At 43.1% G+C, this 18402-nt stretch carries 11 protein-coding genes and 1 pseudogene; 10 read left to right on the top strand and 2 right to left on the bottom strand.

Features of this window, described 5'->3' with window-relative positions:
- The first annotated feature begins 115 nt into the window (after positions 1 to 115).
- Both U4956_RS05500 and U4956_RS05495 read left to right on the top strand, forming a co-directional pair.
- A complete protein-coding gene (locus U4956_RS05500) occupies positions 116 to 367 on the top strand; it encodes a hypothetical protein (protein ID WP_323089555.1) in 252 nt (83 codons plus the stop codon).
- Positions 368 to 1224: 857 nt separating this feature from the next.
- A complete protein-coding gene (locus U4956_RS05495; protein WP_323089554.1) occupies positions 1225 to 2487 on the top strand; it encodes a helix-turn-helix transcriptional regulator in 1263 nt (420 codons plus the stop codon).
- 752 nt (positions 2488 to 3239) lie between these two features.
- Here the strand turns inward: U4956_RS05495 and U4956_RS05490 are convergent.
- Entirely contained in the window at positions 3240 to 3881 is a 642-nt protein-coding gene (locus U4956_RS05490; RefSeq protein ID WP_323089553.1) for a TetR/AcrR family transcriptional regulator, read from the bottom strand.
- Positions 3882 to 4036: 155 nt separating this feature from the next.
- Here U4956_RS05490 and U4956_RS05485 point away from each other — a divergent pair, with 155 nt between their 5' ends.
- The 8 genes and pseudogenes from U4956_RS05485 to U4956_RS05450 all read left to right on the top strand — a co-directional run bounded on the left by U4956_RS05485 (position 4037) and on the right by U4956_RS05450 (position 17280).
- Positions 4037 to 6154, top strand: a complete 2118-nt coding sequence (locus tag U4956_RS05485; RefSeq protein ID WP_323089552.1) for an efflux RND transporter permease subunit — start codon at positions 4037 to 4039, stop codon at positions 6152 to 6154.
- Positions 6147 to 9533 (top strand): hypothetical protein, encoded by a 3387-nt coding sequence (locus U4956_RS05480; RefSeq protein WP_323089551.1) that lies wholly within the window; start codon positions 6147 to 6149, stop codon positions 9531 to 9533. The genes U4956_RS05485 and U4956_RS05480 overlap by 8 nt, the downstream gene beginning before the upstream one ends.
- Positions 9534 to 9837: 304 nt before the next feature.
- Entirely contained in the window at positions 9838 to 11211 is a 1374-nt protein-coding gene (locus U4956_RS05475; protein ID WP_323089550.1) for an IS4 family transposase, read from the top strand.
- Positions 11212 to 11888: 677 nt separating this feature from the next.
- A complete protein-coding gene (locus tag U4956_RS05470; RefSeq protein ID WP_323089549.1) occupies positions 11889 to 12362 on the top strand; it encodes an IS607 family transposase in 474 nt (157 codons plus the stop codon).
- 272 nt (positions 12363 to 12634) lie between these two features.
- Complete coding sequence (locus U4956_RS05465; RefSeq protein ID WP_323089548.1) at positions 12635 to 14143, top strand: IS110 family transposase; 1509 nt, start codon at positions 12635 to 12637, stop codon at positions 14141 to 14143.
- A 216-nt stretch (positions 14144 to 14359) separates the two neighbouring features.
- Positions 14360 to 14467 (top strand): annotated as a pseudogene (locus tag U4956_RS05460) (IS607 family transposase); the annotation flags it as partial.
- 19 nt (positions 14468 to 14486) lie between these two features.
- A complete protein-coding gene (locus U4956_RS05455; protein WP_323089547.1) occupies positions 14487 to 16223 on the top strand; it encodes a zinc ribbon domain-containing protein in 1737 nt (578 codons plus the stop codon).
- Between the two features lie 415 nt (positions 16224 to 16638).
- Positions 16639 to 17280: a hypothetical protein gene (locus U4956_RS05450; RefSeq protein ID WP_323089546.1), complete on the top strand. Its 642-nt coding sequence runs from the start codon at positions 16639 to 16641 to the stop codon at positions 17278 to 17280.
- 266 nt (positions 17281 to 17546) lie between these two features.
- Here the strand turns inward: U4956_RS05450 and U4956_RS05445 are convergent, their stop codons facing one another.
- Complete coding sequence (locus U4956_RS05445; protein WP_323089545.1) at positions 17547 to 17966, bottom strand: transposase; 420 nt, start codon at positions 17964 to 17966, stop codon at positions 17547 to 17549.
- Positions 17967 to 18402 lie beyond the last annotated feature (436 nt).

Raw genomic sequence — 18402 nt, 5'->3', positions numbered from 1 at the left:
ATACGGAAGATGATCAATTTTTTGAGGAAATATAAATTTATAGGTGGGTCTCATCCACTTACAAATTTATATTTCTGATTGTTTTATCGATCTATTAAGACGATAGGAGATACTTATGATCACATTTTTCCCTGAACATAATGTGGCTGCCGCAGCCCAATCTACATCATGTGATTCTGGATTCACTGCTGAAAAGACAGCCTCGGCGGGTGTTAACCCTTCTAAGCCCAAAATCGATATCGCTCCCGATCAATTGCGAGACATGCTTCTTGACTCTCTCGCTGAAGCACTTAAGGAACACAATAAGTACTATGACCCTAAAGCGTTTTCACGGCATACAAAAAGCTTAGGATCAGTTGGATATTAATTTCCCAATAAGTAGGCTATTGGTTCTCTTTATATAAAGCAGAAATGATGGCAGTCTGTAAGGGGGTTATTTCTTTTCTGTTCCTTAGTCTCGAAAATGTTGTAAACCTGATCTATTTCATGACTGGAGCCAACTTGAATGTGGTACTCACAGAATATTTTGGGATAGGTGACTTATGCCCTGCCCAGTCTTCTCTGACAGAAGCAAGATGGTCCTATGTCAAGATTTAAATTGAGTCCAAAATTCTTCGCAAAGGTTTTTCACTCATTCATGGAGAAGCTTCTGTCATACCTTCCTGAAGAACGTGATCTCTATGGAATGGCTTTCTTAGGAACAGTCCCTAAACAAATTGATCATTCAACCGATAGAATTGCGTGCTCCGTTTATTGGTGCCTTGTTCTCTAAAATAGAGTTATCATTTTTAATGAATTGTATCAAACTAATATAGATTCATATATTTCTGTTTGAGATTAATATGCCCTTTGTGGTCCCAATAGTAGATCGATGGAAAATGATCAGTTAATTAACGGACTATTCCTAATTTTTTCGGCTGTACTCTTTAGAATACATTTATACACAGTTAATTAACTATGCGGGAGGATAGTCAACTATCCAAAGATTTCGCCATTTCCTCCGTGAGGCATAATTTCATCGACCCAACAATAGTCCTCAGTCTGATGGATAGGACAAAATAATGGAACTATTGATAGACCGATTGATAAAGCGATAATAAAAATCTGGATTACCGTCGTTTTTCTCATTGTTTTTCATCTCCTTACTTTTTACAATTAAAGTCTAAAGCGGATTTGATAATTAGCCAATACCCATAATTCCGCGTACGAAATGGAAAAGATAATATGACTATATGTGATAACCTTGGACTGTTTGAGAAGTGGCTGCGAAAGAGCTACGGCTATTCTTTGGAAAATGTGGCCCATGATATTGGAATCTCAAAGAGTTTTTTGAGTGATGCTGAAAAAGGAAGAAGACTTTTAAAGCCAGAGATTTTCTCCAGGTTTCTGGAACAATATAAAATTAATTTTTCTGTTGATAAATCATCAATAGATAAAGCCAAATCTTTATTGGATGCCTTCGTTTCAGCTTGGATAGACCGGGATCTTGTCGATGAAGAGAAGACCAAAAGAGAACTGGCGATCAATAAACCGGCCTTACAAAACTCATTGGGATGCTTGTATTTGCTTCTGACCGATATTTTTTTGTCTGTTCATCTTTATGCTCAACCCTCAGAGGTCCGGATGAATAGCTTTTTAGAAGAAATTGAGAACTATCTGCCTCTCTTCTCACAGGATGAACAAGCGTTAATCAGCTTTCTCAAAGGCTTTGAGGTGATGAAAAAAAAGAAATATCAAGCGGCTTTGGATCATTATGAAAATGCCTTGAGAATACTAGATGGCAAACAATGGCCAGAACTTGAAGGGATCATCAAATTTCATCTGGCACATGTTCTGGGCGCAACTGTTTCTTTTTTTCAGGCCTATAAAACAGTCCAGGAAGCTCGTTCTATTTTTGTGAATCATAACAATCATATACGGATGCTTTTTTGTGATAATAACAGTGCTTCTTATCTCATCAGTATGCATGAGTTTGAAGCTGCCAAAAATTGTATCCATAATATGCAGAGGTGCCAGAAAAGATGGTTTCATGACAGTCTGACCTACTCAAATACAACGACTCTTATGATTATTGCCTTAACACTGGAAGAAAAATTTGAACATGCCATTGAATTTGCCAGAGATCACCCTTTTCCGATTGAAAATGGCTTTATTGGAAATCTGTCACTGATCCCCTATTGTTATTACCGACTGGAACAAAATGAAGAATGTCTGAAAAGCATTGAGGATTTATCTAAAGAAAAACCAACCGATGATGATCGGGCTCTTTTTGAGATTTTAAAACGTATCCTCAATCAAGATTCTAAGGGCATCGAAAATGCGAAAATTAAAATGATGCAAATCTGTGTCCGACAAAAGAACTGGTGTATGTTAATGGTCCTGTATCAACTGATGATTGCATACTACGAATCGAAAAATGAGATAGAACTGCTCAATGACGCTTACCGCCAGCAAGCCCGAATTTACCGCCATCAGCTGCCTGTTTAACATGATTTTCTAAAATTGCAATCCCCAAAAATACGCGTCCAGAATCGAGCAGAAGAATAAAGGCGTTCTAAAATTTCACGAGGTTTTGATATCGGCAATCTTTCTAAGGGCTTGCGGTCTCAAAACCTCATTTACTTTAGAACCGCTGTGGTCCCATGAGGTTTCGACCTCATGGGACCACAGCGGTTCTATTCCTCTTCATAAAATTTTAGATTCCAGCCTGGAATCTAATTTTTATAACCTATGATTTCAGAATTTTACTGAGTATAAAATCAAAGCGCTACTATAGATAAAGCAAGTTAAGAAGAATTTATCTCTGCTTTTTGAGGTGAATTCATAGTATATAAAGTTTATGTTCTTAGACTGGAGTTTATCATCTGTATTTTGAATATAAAAGTTAATATACAATCAACGAGTACTGGTAATGTTTATACTACCAAACGTTCTAATCCTTTATATAAGATCATTTTTCGTATAAAACGGATCAGAAAGAAGAATCTGCTTAATCTATAGTAAATTTGGATGGTCATTGATTGTTGGCCCTATATAGTACATATTTTTTCGATTCTAGGTTCCAGGATATAGATGCTTTACTCAGGGTGCGAAACAAAAAGCCTGTCGATTGGCAGGCTTTTTGTTTGGAAAAAAGGAAATGAGGGCTTTGATGGCTGTGCACTCTTTTAGTCAGGATCGATGAGATAAAACGGCAAGCCAGGAGAACAAGCCAGGAGAAACAAAAGAGCAGATCAGAGTTAAAGAGCATCCACAGGATTTGAAGATAACGGTTCCTGGATCTGGGCTGCACTGCTTAAAATCGCCCGGATGGCTTCAAATAAGGCAGGCTTGACGGTTTCGATTGGTGCGGGCTGGTTTTCGACAATGGAGCTGTAGCAGATCGATCCGGTCAGTTCAAGAATCATGGAAAAGACAATTCGCGGCTGCTGGTAGTGATAGCCGCATTTCAGGGCGAGAGCATTGAAGCGTTCGGCCAGGTCGATATCTTTTTCGACCATGGTGCTGGCCAGATGTTTATGGAACAGGCCGAAAGAAAGATTGCGGCGGATCAGCTTTAAGAGCAGGGGATTGGAGATGAGCTGGGCCAGGATCTGGTTGATCATGAAAATCACGGCGTCCTGCAGATTGCGGAAGTCATTTTTTTCCAGTTCTTCGACCGCATGCATTAAAAGACGGCGGGATTCGCCCGCAATCAGATGGTCGCGGATATCGTATTTATCCTTGAAGAACAGGTAGAAGGTTCCTTTGGCAACGCCGGCATGATTGGTGATGTCGGCAATGGAGACTTCCTGGACGTCGTTTTTTGTAAAGAGTTCGTAAGCGGCTTCAATCAGACGGTTTCGTTTGAGCGCTTTGTTTTGCTGGATTTTGGTTGGCATACGCTTATTATAGTCGATCGGTTTCTGATTTCAATAAAATGACCAATGGTCATTATTTGGACATTCCTCCAAAAGTGTACAGGAAAAATAAAGGGGTTAAAATTGACCACTGGTCAGTTTGGAACTATCATGTCTTGCGTGAAAGGAATTCTGGTATGGAAAACTGTTCAAAATTTATTGTTAAGTATCGAAATTGGATCCTGTTGATTGCGACGATTCTTCTGATTCCGTCCATGATCGGCTATTTCAATACGCGTGTTAACTACGATATTCTGACCTACCTGCCAACCAGTTCACCTTCAATCGTGGCTCAGGACCATCTGAATGATGATTTTAATTTAGCGGGCACCGCGATGATCGTGGTTGACGATACGCCGGAAAAAGAGGTCAAGGACCTCGAAGCCAAAATCGCCGAAGTCCCTGGCGTTGATCGGACTTTATGGCGCAGTGATGTGGTCGATTTAAGCATCCCGCAAAGCATCTTGCCTGACGCCTTTCGCAATGCTCTGTATGCGGATAATGCGACGATGATTATCGTTACCTTCAAGGAACCGGCGGCAAGTGATTCAACGATGAATGCCATCGAGCAGATCAAGGCGTTGTGCAACGAGAATGAGCATGTCGCCGGATTCTCCGCGATCACAGCAGATACGAAAGATATGATCGACCGTGAAACGCCGATTTATACCGGCATTGCGGTGTTGCTTGTCTTGGTTGTTCTTTCCTTAGGACTGAAGTCATGGCTTGCGCCATTCATCTTCATCCTTGGCATGGTGTATCCAATTGTTTACAACATGGGCACCAACATTTTCTTAGGTGAAATTTCCTACGTGACAAAAGCCTTAAGCATGATCTTGCTGCTGGCTGTCTCGATGGACTACTCCATCTTCCTGCTGCATCGTTACCAGGAAGAAAAACAGAAAGGAGAAGGGAAAGAAGAAGCCATGGCGAAAGCAATTCACGCTACATGGACTTCCATTACTTCTTCTTCGATTACAACAATCGCTGGCTTTTTAGCGCTGCTGGTCATGCAGCTGACATTAGGAAAAGATATTGGACTGGTTATGGCCAAAGGTGTTTTGCTGGCCGTTATCTGTACAATCCTGATTCTGCCTTCCTTATTAATGTTCTTTGATCCATGGATCGAAAAATGGCAGCATCCGGCACTCATCCGTCCACTGCCGAAATTCTCCTCCTGGGTGGTTGGTCATCACAAAGCCATTCTGATTGCGTTTGTGATCCTGTTCATTCCGGCCATCTACTGTAATGCCAACGTCGGTCAGTATTACGACCTAGCTGCTTCGCTTCCAGCAGATCTGGAAAGTGTCAAAGGCACCAATGAGCTGAAAGACAAATTTGATATGACGACCTCGCACTTCATCATGGTTAACAAAGATCTTTCTTCTTCTGATACCCAGGCCATGATTAAAGAAATTGAAGGCCTGGATGGCATTACCAATGTCGTAGCCTATGACAAATTTGTCGGTCCAATGATCCCGGCTGAACTCGAACCAGGAGCCATTAAGGATCTGACCGAAACGGAGGATCTCAAACTGGTGCTTGTCAATACGTCCTATCGTTCTGCAACCGATGAGATCAACAAACAGATTGATGATCTGTATACCATTACTCAGAAATATGACCCGAACGCAATGATTGCTGGTGAGGGCAACATGACAAAAGATTTGATCGATGTCACGAACGTCGATTTCCAGATGGTTAACATCGTGTCGATTTTGGCTATTCTGGTGATTATCGCGCTAACCTTTAAATCTTTCTCACTACCATTCATTCTGGTTGTATGTATTGAATTTGCGATTGTTGTCAATATGGGTATCCCATATCTGACCCATACTGAATTGCCGTTCATTGCCGGCATTGTTATCGGCACCATTCAGTTAGGTGCCTGCATCGACTATGCGATCCTGATGACCAGCCGGTTTAAAGAAGAACTCTCGAAAGGTAAAGACCGAAAAGAAGCGATTACCACTGCGATTACGCAGACGATGCCATCCATTATTACATCGGGTATGTCTTTCTTTGCCGCCTGCTCGGGTGTCTCCTTAATTGCCAAAATGGACCTGATTAAGTCCTTATGTACTTTGCTTGGCCGTGGCGCAGTCATCAGTGTCATTGTCATTCTGACTGTTCTGCCAAGTCTGCTGTATTTATCCAATTCGCTGATCGCGAAAACCACGAAAGGCTGGCCGAAAGCCCAAGCCGCCCACGATCAGAAGCATTCAGAAAGTGAAGGTATCTCTGTTCATGCATAACCATACAAACCGCACAATCCGTATTCTTGAAGCTTCCATTCTTTCCGGCACTATGGTTGTTACCACCCTGCCAACAGCCATTCTGGCCGACGATGAAGAAGCAGATGAAAACAAGACCGAAAAAACCGAAACGGTCTATACCTTTGTAGATCCAGATGGCAACATCGATAAAACCATCGTTTCCAGCTGGTTACATAACGATGACGGCCTGGATACCGTCAAAGAAGTCCTCAACTTAACGGATGTCCAGAACCTGAAAGGGGATGAAGAACCAGCCGTCGATGGGCAAAACTACACCTGGAATGTTAAAGGCAACGACCTGTACTACCAGGGGGAAACCACAAAGAAGCCGCCAATTGCCATTTCGATTACCTATACCCTCGATGGCAAACCAATCAAAGCATCCCAACTGGAAGGCAAGAGCGGTCATCTGGTGACAACCATTCATTTCACCAACACCGAAAACCGTACCGTCAAGGTAGATGGCAAAGACATTGTCATTCATCCAACTTTCCTTGCCGGTGGCCTGATGTCTTTAGACGGGGATACTTTCAGCAATGTGACCTGTGATCAGGGAAAAACCGTCAATGATGGCGATAAAGAATTCCTCGCGTTTGCGGCTGTTCCTGGCTTAACTGAAACCATGGAAAGTGCCGGCCTGGGTGATTTGACGGATAAGCTGGATGCTTCAGATGACATCGTTGTGCAGGCGGATGTAAAAGACTACAAAGCCCCAGAGATGTATATGGGGGCTTCCAACGAATTTGAATTATCTGAACTGGCTGATCTGGATAAAATTTCGGATCTGAGTGGTCAGGTTAGTCAGTTATTTGATGGTGCTGATCAGCTCGTAGACGGCACTGCCCAGCTTGCAGATGGTGCCGGCCAGCTTTCTTCTGGTGCTGGAACGCTTGCGCAGGGCACCGACCAGTTAACTGCAGGGATCAGTCAGCTGAAAAACGGAACCAGCCAGTTAGTCGATGGAACTTCCCAGCTTTCCGCTGGTTCTTCCGTTTTGGTCGATGGTACTTACCAGCTCGAACAGGGAACCATCCAGGCTGTTGATGGCACTGCCCAGTTAAAAGATGGTGCATCGGCATTACAGGCTGGAACTCTTGCCTTAGTTGATGGAGCAAATGATCTGAAAGCCGGAACTTCTGAACTGGCAAGTGGCAGCAGTCAGTTAACCGCTGGTACATCCCAGTTAAAAGATGGAGCCGCTACTTTATCTGCCGGTGCTTCCAAACTGGCTGATGGAGCAGGCCAGCTCGCCCAACGGACACCAGCCTTGGTGGATGGTGCAAAACAGCTTGATGATGGAGTAAACCAGGCCGGAACTAAGATTTCCGAAAACATGCACCAGCTCGATCAGGGGGCTGCTGCCATTTATGATGGTGTTCTTAAACTTTCCTCTGGCCTGCAGACCGTTGCTGCTTCCTTTAAAGAGATAGAGTCCAAGAAACCAACTGAAACGCTTAACCAGGCTTTAGGTACAATTGAGACCGCATCTGGTGAAATTGATTCCCAAGCAGGTGGACTGAGTTCAGATATTGCTTCCTTAACCAGTCAGGTTGAGCAACTGACCAAAGAGAAAGAAGCTTTACAACAGGACTTAAGCGCAGCACGGACTCAGGCGGCCAATGCGATTTCCGCTATGCAAACTAACGCCGCCAATCTGAGCGGTGACAGTGCAGCCCTTGATCAGGCCCAGGGTTCTTTGAATGCTGCAGCCAGCACTCTGCCTGATGCTGCCAATAAGATTCAGGCTGGCAGTGATCAGCTCAATGCTTCGGTAAGCAATATTCAGCAGTCTGTTGACAATGCCAATGCACAGATTGCTAATGTCAATGCCAGTCTCAGCCAGGCTGGGGCCGCTAAAGCTGGGGTGCAGGAAAATTTGAATGCAGCCCAGTCTGCCAATGCCAGTGCCCAGGCTGAATTAAGTGGCGTTCAGAGCAGCGTAGAAAACTCCCGTGCAAACCTGATGGCCCAAGCCAGTGCTCTCCAGGAATCCAACCCGGAAGCCGCTGCAGTATTAACGGATGCAGCCAACAGTCTGCCAGATACTTCCTCTGCCCAATCCGCTCTGCTGGCTGCCAGTGGTTCCATGCAGGCAGCGGCCGGCTCGGCTGAACAAATGCCAGATGTTGTAGCGGGTATTGATGCCCAGATTCCAGGGGTTGACGCATCGGCTGCCAGCACGGTTCAGGATGCGATCAATGACCTGAATGCTTCCGCTGGCCATGTCGCCAATGCAAGCAACACGATCAGTTCGACAGCAGGATCCGTTTCCATGACGCAGTCCAATGTGGCCTATGCTGCAGACCAGATCAATACTCTGCTTGACACGCCGGCAACGGATCCAACCAATCCCGATGCCAGCAGTGATCCCAGTGTCAAGGTAAAGGCAATTCAAACGGCGAATGGGGAAATTAAAGCTGCTGTGCAAACTGCAAAAGTGGTCAGCCAAAGTCTGGAACAAGGCTTAACACAGCTGAGTGCGGCCTTCAGTGGAGCTGGAACAGAAGAAAATCCAGGACTCGTCAATGGAGCACAGAGTCTTCAAGCTGGCGCCGAACAGTTATCCAAATCGATTAAAGGGGCACAGCCTCAATTAGAAGACAGCTTTGAACAGTTAATGGCTGGAACCAAACAGCTCAGTGATGGGGCTGTCGCCAATGATGCGGCTGTCCAGCAGATTGCTTCAGGTGCTTCTGAGCTTGCAAATGGCAGTGCCCAGTTATCTTCCGGCACAGTTGAAGTGGATAATGGCGCAAACGCTCTGGCTGCTGGGGCATCCAAACTGGATGCTGGAGCTGGCGCTTTAAATGCAGGAATCGCTCAGGTCAATGATGGAGCTGCTGCTCTGTATACCGGTGGAGCTGCTTTGTATGATGGTGCTGTTCAGCTTAAAGACGGTGCAAGCCAGGTACATGCTGGTGCACAACAGCTGGATGCTGGCATCAAACAGGCTGATGCTGGAGCCAGGGAACTGGATACTGGAGCAGCCCAGCTGATGGATGGCGCAACCCAGGTTCAGAATGGTGCCCATCAGTTAGCTTCAGGTGCCAGTGACTTAAAGTCTGGCGCTGATGAATTACATGCGGGTGCTGTGAAGTTCAATACCGAAGGTATGGGCAAACTGAAAGAAGTTCTCGGTTGGAGCGAAGGCAAGATTGATGCCTTCAAGACAATCTGCAATGAAGTCAAAGACCTCAACGCTTCTTCTGAAGGATTTGCCGGAACGACTGAAAACGCTGGAGCAACCAAAGTCAGATACATCTTCAAGATGGAAGACATCGACAGTGGTAAAACTACGGATTCAAAATCTTCCGACTCTTCTGAGTCTTTAGAAGCTGCATCCAGTCAGGCCAAATAAATTTTCAAAAACAAAGAATAAAACTTTCCCGGCTGCTTCATTTTGAGGCCGGCCAGAAGTCCCAGATGGAACCCTCGTCCGGGACTTTTTATATGCTCAGATATGGAAAATAAGAGAGATTTCTTACTCTTGTTCCCAATGTCATTTAGCTTAGTTTTTGATAGTTAGTATTGTCCACCATCCGTGCACAGATGGTGGATTTTATATTTTCTGGTTTAACGAAAATTAACTTTGACAACAACTCTATAATTGTCTAATTTAATCCTTACTCAATCAAAAATGTAACCGTTTAAGGAGGAATAAAATGGCAATTAGAGTTACTTCACCACATAAGATTTATCAAAGATTCATGAAATTCCTTGAGGAATTTGCCCACAAACAGGAGAAGATTCTTGCTTCTCAAACAGGAGCTTTCTCACGAAGTCATTATCGATCATCAAAAATAAACTTGTTCCATTTCCTGAATACATCCATTATCGGGAATGGATCAACACTCTCCGATTTATCCATGAACTATTTCGGCATGGGCAGTGTAAGACCATCTGCTTCGGCACTTGTTCAGACAAAAGCCAAGACTCCAGTCAGCGTATTTTCAGCACTGCACAAAGCCACATTGGCACTTTGTTACATGGATAAAAAATATAAAGGGCTAAGGGTAATAGCCTTTGATGGAACCAATGAACCTGTTGCGCCAAATGAAGATGAACCTGACTACATCATTTATGCCAAGAACAAGGAAACCATCATCCGGGCCGGTATTCACATTAACGCTGCCTATGACGTACTTAATGACAAATATCTAGCCATCGTCACTCAAGACCAGAGGTCCAAAGACGAACGGGCCGCTGCTATGAAAATGGTCAAGGAGATTCACGAAGCTTATCCTGGCGAGACATTTCTCTTTGTCATGGACAGAGGGTATTTTTCTTATCCATTGTGTAAGCTTATTGAATCCTTAGGGCACAAATACCTCATACGTATGAAAGAACGAGAGTATAGCTGCCTGACTTATACACAGCTTGACCATACAGAAGACCAGCAGATCAGCCGCATTCTTACCCACCACCAAAGAAAAGAGGAAAAAGAAAACCCCCAGATGAAATACCTGGTCAAAAAATCAATGAGACAGATTGATCAAGAATCTGAATTTATTGATTTTGACTGCAGGGTGGTAGCTATCGAGATTGGCGACAACGTCTGGGAAGGACTGATTACCAATCTGGATGAAGCAGAATTTCCTCCGGAGGCTCTTGGATTTATTTACCACCTAAGGTGGCGAATCGAGCAGAGTTTCTCCTGGCTTAAATATGGAATAGGAATGAAACGTATCCACTCGATAAAAGCAGAATACACCATTCAGGAGATTTATTCATCCCTTATCTTCTACAATCTGGTTTCCGAGATCAAAAAGTGTGTTCTTGAATCATCTCAATCGGATAATAAAGAAGAGAAGCAGACAACTTATGAATACCAAATCAATACAACTAAGGCGATACGGGCTGTCAGGAATACGTTTACTCCGAAATGGACGAAAAAACGAACAATCTGTCAAATTACAAAAGCGGAGTTTCAAGCTCTGATCGAGGAGCTGCTAAGAGAAAAACTGCCCGTTCGGCCGGAAAGGAGCTTCAAGCGAAATCTCCATCCCAATCGTTTGATATGGTTCACCTATCGATAAGTGCATTATATGCGCATCTTATTGATACAAACCACCCATACAATTCTTAAAAACGGCTCTTATCGAAGGGTTGTTTTTAGTGCACCTATTTTGATGAATACAGCCAAATCAATCAGTATATTTTGTGCTTGGTTAGTGCATATGGATATAATCAGCAGCAAATTCTATTCCTATCATCCACTTTGTCTTTGATTTTTATACAAAGTTTGAGGTCATATTTTTCTGGCTAAATGACATTGCTCTTGTTCCCCTAAAAAATCGCTCAACCGCTGCCCAGAAACCAGTCTTTTCGGGAGTTAGAGTATACACATCTATCTATTGCTTTTTTTGATTGTGCTATTTGATTTTATGTGCAAATATTAAATTATAAAATACACAATGGATAAAGGTCATTTTGATTTTTGTACGGATGAGAAAAGCAGCATTAACTGTTATTTTGAAATTTGTTGGGGGATAAACAAAAAATACGATGCCTAAGCGGATACTGAAAACACAATAAATATCTGTCTTAGCGGATCTATCTCTAGGTCCTCCCTTTGGTGGAGTAAGCTTATGCCAGTTAATTTTCAATATAATTTTTGCTTTTGATGAACGGATTTTAACAATTGGTTATATTGGGTTTTTAAGAAAAAAACAGTTCGTAATGAATATAGATGCGTTATTATAAATTTATGAGAATGAAGACGTCACAAGCCTGCAAATACCTTGGGGTTGCCAGGCACACCTTATACAAAATGATTGAAGATGGAATGCCTGCCCATCGCTCTATTGGCGGACACTACATGTTTGACCAGGAAGAAATGGATCAATACATTGGCAAAGCTCCTGCTCTTCCTGAACGAATGGCTGTTGGCTATTGCCGGGTTTCAACCAAAAAGAGAAAAGATGACCTTGAAAGACAAGCAGATGTGGTTGAAATCTATATGCAAAAGCAAGGCTGGAAATATCAAATCATTGAAGATATTGGATCTGGGATGAACTACAAAAAGCCGGGGCTTTTAAAAATGATCGATCTTTTACTGGATCGAAAGATCAGCCATATTGTCATTACCCACAAAGACAGGCTTCTTCGTTTTGGCTTTGAGTTGATTGAATATATTGCCAAAAAGACGCCATGGCCTTCGGCCACATGCCGCAATGAAAATGGGTGAATCGAACTCAATAAAGGACTCAGTTCATAAGATATATCCATTACAATTAATCTGTAAGAGGAGTTAATAAGTGCGTTTTATCTTTTGTGGATTTCATATTCATGATCAAGGCAGTCAAAAAGACTGCACAATCAGAAGCGCCAGAGAACATGCCAGAAGTCCTTAGAGGCTGTAAAGTAGATTTCATCGTCTTACTAATTAATGTTTGATAGTTGTTGCGTTCGCAACGCTTCTGATAGCTCCTTCTTATATTAAATTGGAGGAGATTAACTATGAGAAGAGCCAAATCTTCGACAAAAACACATAGGCCAGTAACTGTTTCTCAGAAACCTGTCCTTACCCATGCTTGTGGCATCGATGTTCACAGCAAGTTTCTTGTCGCTTGCGCAAAAATAGTCAATGCGGATGGGACAATAACGAAATACGAAAAATCCTTCCCAATCTTTAACGAGGATCTTGAACAGTTCAAAGATTGGTTAATTGACCTGGATTGTACCAATGTATGCATGGAATCGACAAGTGTATACTGGCACCCGGTCTTTAACGCTCTTGAACGAGCCATGCAAGAAGTAAGTGTGTGCAATCCTAAATGGCTGTCCCTGGTAAAGAATGAGAAGGATGATAGAAAAGATGCAGAACGAATCTGTGACCTCTATAGAAATGGAATGACCCGAAACAGTTATATTCCAGAACAAAATATCAGGAATCTGCGAGAAATGAGCCGAATGAGGAAGAATTATGTCCAGAATCGGACCGCTGAACACAACGTACTTCTAGCCTGCTTCGCCTCACACGGTTTAAAACTCGATACAGTTTTCTCTGATATCAGAGGCAGTTCTGCGACAAAGATTACCAATCTGATTATATCAAATGAAGACTGCACAGATGATCAGATTATGGCTTGCGTACACAGAAAATGTAAGTCTTCAAGGGAAGATATTCTCAAGGCTTGCCGGGGGATAAAACTAGATGATTGGGCAAAGAAGAAGATTGTAACGCTTCTGGATAATATCAAGCGACTGGATCAAATGATTCTAGATTTAGATCAGACGATGCAGAACTTAATCAACAGTGAGTTCAGATCATATTTTGATCTGCTTTTAACTGTGCCTGGAATTAGTCGGGTAAGCGCTCGAACGATTCTGGCTGAGATTGGAGTAGACATGAGCCATTTCCAGACTGCATCTCAGTTCGCTAAATGGGCTGGTTTGGCTCCAGGAAGCAATGAATCTGCTGGCAAAGTGTTTTCAAAACACGTAACCAAAGGTGGAGCTAATCTAAAACCAACACTTATTCAAGTGGCCTGGGCAGCGGTCAAATCGAAGAAGGTTCCTTATTACAAGATTAAGTTTGAAAGCCTGAAGCAGCGGATGACACCAAAACAAGCAATAGTCGCCATAGCCCGAAAGATTTTAGTATCGATTTATCACATGTTTAAAAAGAAAGCTATCTGGCATCCCACAGACTGCAACAAGGAATTCATTCCAAATAATGTATCGCAATCCAAAGAAGCTCGAAAGCTTAGAACCAACGTTCAATCCCTGCTGGCAATGGGAATGGATCGCGAAGAACTTCTTGAAACGGTCAATACCAGTGCTGATCTCTACGAAAAGAATCTTAAAGAAGAAGCAGTATTTGACCATTTTACTGGAGAAGTCTTAGTAACGGATCCCCCTACCATCAAGAAAGCTAAAACTGCAAAGAGTCTTCACATTTCCGAAAAGAATGTCAAATCAGGGAGCAGTGAACTAATCAAATACGACATAATACCCGCTAGTTAATTGAAACTAACGGGGGAAAGGGGGTACTACACCTTTTTAAAAATTTAAAGAATTAATCATAAATCAATGTGTAGCAAGACCAGCCCCTCAGGCCCCCCTGCACATATGTGATTTCGACTTTAGGGTACTGGCAAGGGGGCCTGAGGGGCTGAATTTTCAAAGTAGATGGATACAGAAATCGTAGTTCTTAACCAGGGCGAAGAAAGAAACAGCGCCCAGGAATTAACAGATGACTTGATTGCGATCATCACTGTATTTTCAGGACGGCTGTATGGCTCCAGAAGTAATAAGAACAAAAAAATCATTGAGGAAAGTAAACGGCTGTTGAAAGGTGATGAAGCAGATGAGCAAATCGAAGAAAACGATTCAGATGGTTTCAATCAAATTGAATGATGACCAGCAGATGTTCGCCGAGAATTTGTTTACTGCTTATATGGAAACCTATAACCTGCTCTCTCCTATTGCCTGTTCCATCAATTCTTATGGACGAAGTGCAGAAAAGATCCGGGACGATCTGCGCAAGCAAAAGCAGGTGTTAAAAGACATCACGACTCATGTTGCAAAAGTAACCGGAGTCGCTTTTCCTGATGGAATGCTTCCATCCTGGCTATGGACAATGGCTTTGCATTCTGCAGTAGCAAACCGCAAGTCTATGGATGAAGAAATCTTCAGGCGGATTCAGGAAGAGCTGTATGCAGATTACAAGATGACGGCCCATGAAGCAGCAGTTGTCATGTACGTGGCTAAATCTCCCAAAGTCTTCAAGAAGATCCTTCAAAAAAGAATGTTTGAAGTGCCCAAAAAATTTTCAAACAAAGAGGTCAATGGCCATCTGCGGCAATGCGATCCTAAGCGGCTCCACAAACTCATTGCTCATGCAGCAAGAAGATACAGGCAATACCTTCGGCCAGTTCATACGAATAAAAATACATGGATGAAGATCGATAAGAATGGGTATGGCATCCAGCATAAAAATGGAACGACTTTTATTTCTATGCACAGCTTAGGCAGCCAGAAAGAATTCAAGGTTGAACTGAAAGGAATCTTTTATACAGCCAAAACAGGCAAGACGAGGAGCAATCTTACTGTTGTCTATGACCGGGACAGGAAATGCTTAGTTTTCCAGAGAATGGTTGAAGTCAGAAACCGCCCGAACCAGTCAGAGACAAAGGTTGGGATGGATGCGGGAATCACGTCACTGCTCAGCACTTCCCATGATATGTCTTCTGCTTCTTTAAAAGAAGAAAAGCTTGCCAAGAAGGAAAAAGAACTGAAAGAGAAAAAGAGCAAAGCGGCTCAAACTCTTGACCATACAACCTTCAAGCAGTTCAGCTATTCTGCTTCTGATTTTCTCAGCCAGCGGGGAATCCAGCGCAACCGGATTCGAGACCGCGGGAAAAATGCCTTAAAAGAAGCAGACCAGATCCAGTTTTTGCTTAACGATCCACAATCAAAACACGCAGAAGACGAGAAAAAGAAACTGGAAGACCAGATCTATGCCCTTAGACGCAAAGCTAAGCGGATTGAGGAAAACAACCGAAGAGGAAACAAACACTTTCGCAGGCAGTCCCAGAGAATCCAGGATCATTTAAAGACAATCACAAATGAAGAGATTGCCTTAGTTCTCAAAGCGGACTCGGATATTGGGCACATCATCATGGAAAACCTGGACATCCGGGGACAGGCAAGCACCTGGTCAAAACTAAACCGCAGGCTGTCAGGCTGGATTTATGGCCTCTTGCAGGAAAGAGTGGAATACAAAGCTGGATTGAAGTCAATTAAAACTTCGTATGTCAACCAGGCTTACAGTTCCCAATACTGCCATATCTGTGGAAGCAAAATCCAAAGAGACAAATCTCATTATGAAAATGCGCGTTGTAAGCTGCATGGACAGTTCAATGCAGATATCAACGCCGCCCATAACCTCGTCTGGATGTATGAAAATCATCCTGAAGTCACCAAATGGACCCCAAGAAAAACGGTCCAGCAGTTTTATGAAAAAAGATCTGAATGTTATAACCAGACCGTGTGCAGCCTTATTGCATCATTAAAAGGGTTAAGCAGTGCAAAATCTGCCTAACCCTGCGTAATTAGTTTTTCCGCACAAAAAAAATACAAACCAAAAACAAGTGCGAACACCAGGCACGAACATATAGAAAATCCCCATATGAGTTTTGAACTCATATTTGTTTACTCCCCCTGCCGAAGCTGGCGGCGGAACGACCTTCGGATTGGGCCAAAGTCTCAAGGCTGCTCCTGCGTCGGTAAGGGGGATGCGGGATGCCAGTACTGCGATACTGGGCTGTATCCCATAAAATTTGGATTTGGATTCCCTTCGGGGAATTTTGGTCCTCAAAGCGGGGCTTAGATAAGGATCTTGTATCTTAACCCTTCTCCCGCCGGCTAATGCCGAACACTGTTCGCAGACAGGGATGTAACCGTTTTATCCTATCAGGGACAAAACAACCTCATTTAACGAAGGGAGGAGAATGTAAATGAAAAAGTTAAAGAAACGAACAATCGCTTTGTCTATGGCCATGTGTAGTGGCTTTGCTATGGCTGGATGCAATTCTTCTGAAAGCAAGCTTTCTTTTACGTCTGCCAGCAATGATCTTTATACTTACTACTATGGCCAGAATCTCAATGGCCTGTTTACAGGCGACGATGCCGGTTTTCTGTACAGTGTGGCAGACGATTTTGATGGCCCGATGCCGGTGGTCGAAATTGAATTGGATGAAAACTTGTATAATCACACTCAAACCGTTCCAGTCAGCGTGACCAGTGGATCTGATTCGATTGCCCGGACAATCAAGCTGATTATTCTGGATCAGTATCCACCTGAAATCACTGTCAACCTGCCTGAAAAGCCGGATAAGGATGACCAGATCACGGATATTATCAAGGTTCAGGATCAAGTCGACTGGACTGGCGCGGTATATGAAATTCCATTTATTACTCAATTTAACCCCAGCACAGTGAATTACGACCAGCCTGGCTGGTACGCCTATACGACGATCAACCATAACCAAGTTATTTTTCCCTTCAGCGAACTGTCAGGTCGAGATTCAACAATTGAAGTCCTCGCGTGGGACGGCCATGGCAATTTCAGTCGCAAGACTATAGAAATCCCTCAATGATCTGAATGGATTGCCCTTTTTAGAGCAGACTTCCCCTGACATGGTCAGTGGATATTTAGTTCCTGATACAGATGAGTTTGGCATGAAGTGTACTCATTCATTTATTCGTTTATCTGAATCCGAAGATTCTCGGCATTCTAAATTTGTAAGTGGTTTTTAAATCACCGGCTCTAAACCATTGTGTGGATTTTCGATTCACAAATTGGTTTAGAGCTTTTTTGTATGTGATTTTCTTAGGCTCTCCAACTCTCTTGGGAGTAGCCAGGTTACTTGATCAGTGTCTGGATGACTCTGTTCTTGTTTTCGATCAGACTGGAATTGAGGTGTCTTTTCCGCCGGCGAACATGTCCATTTTTCTTATTGATCTCGTATTCTACTTTGTAGACTACGAACGAGTTGAGAATCTCCTTCTGCCACTTTTCAAGAAGGATGGCGAAGCCAGTCATCTCTTCTGCACTCGACTCGGCAAAATGTTGAACAAGAAGATAGAAGTTATTCAGTCTCTCCTGCGGACTGATCTTATCTCCCTCGTTGTCGCGGAAAAATGAGCCAAGACGATTCTTCAGAACATAGATTTCTTTGATATCCGGGCTAACGGCCAGCAGTTTCTGGAGAAGTTCGTATTGGTTCAGGTAAGTTCTGAAATGTTTGTTGTATACCCGTGGGGCTGCAGGATCAAGGACCAACTCTTTCGAGCCCTTAACCTTTGCATCCGGACGGATGTTAAGTAATCTTGACTGATGTTTAAGCAGATAATAAGCATCAGATCCATGATACTGTCCCTAAAGCGGTTTTCATCAAACTGCAGTTGAAGTATCATATGAGTAAGTAAGTCATAGACTTGCGTATGGGAAAGGATCCGTCAGAGGTGCAACTCTATGACGCGGATCCTTTTTTCTATGAGCAAGGCTCCTTCTAAATCTATTTGACCACAAAAAAATCACTTTGGACCCAAATAATTCATGGCTTTTTTCACAAAACCATTTTTCGTGTTTTGTCTTCAAAACGCAAACAAATCTTTCTCGATTCGGTTATCCACATTGTTTCCGGTGGAGGGGGGTACTTGATTTTTTCAAAAATGACGGGCAAAAACTGGTCGAAATCGCATATAACAACCTTTTG

Source organism: Allobaculum sp. JKK-2023, assembly GCF_034745455.1.
In the GTDB taxonomy this organism is placed as follows: domain Bacteria; phylum Bacillota_I; class Bacilli_A; order Erysipelotrichales; family Erysipelotrichaceae; genus Allobaculum.
The sequence above is the reverse complement of the archived record's forward strand: the minus strand, read 5'-3'. Positions and strand labels throughout refer to the sequence as shown.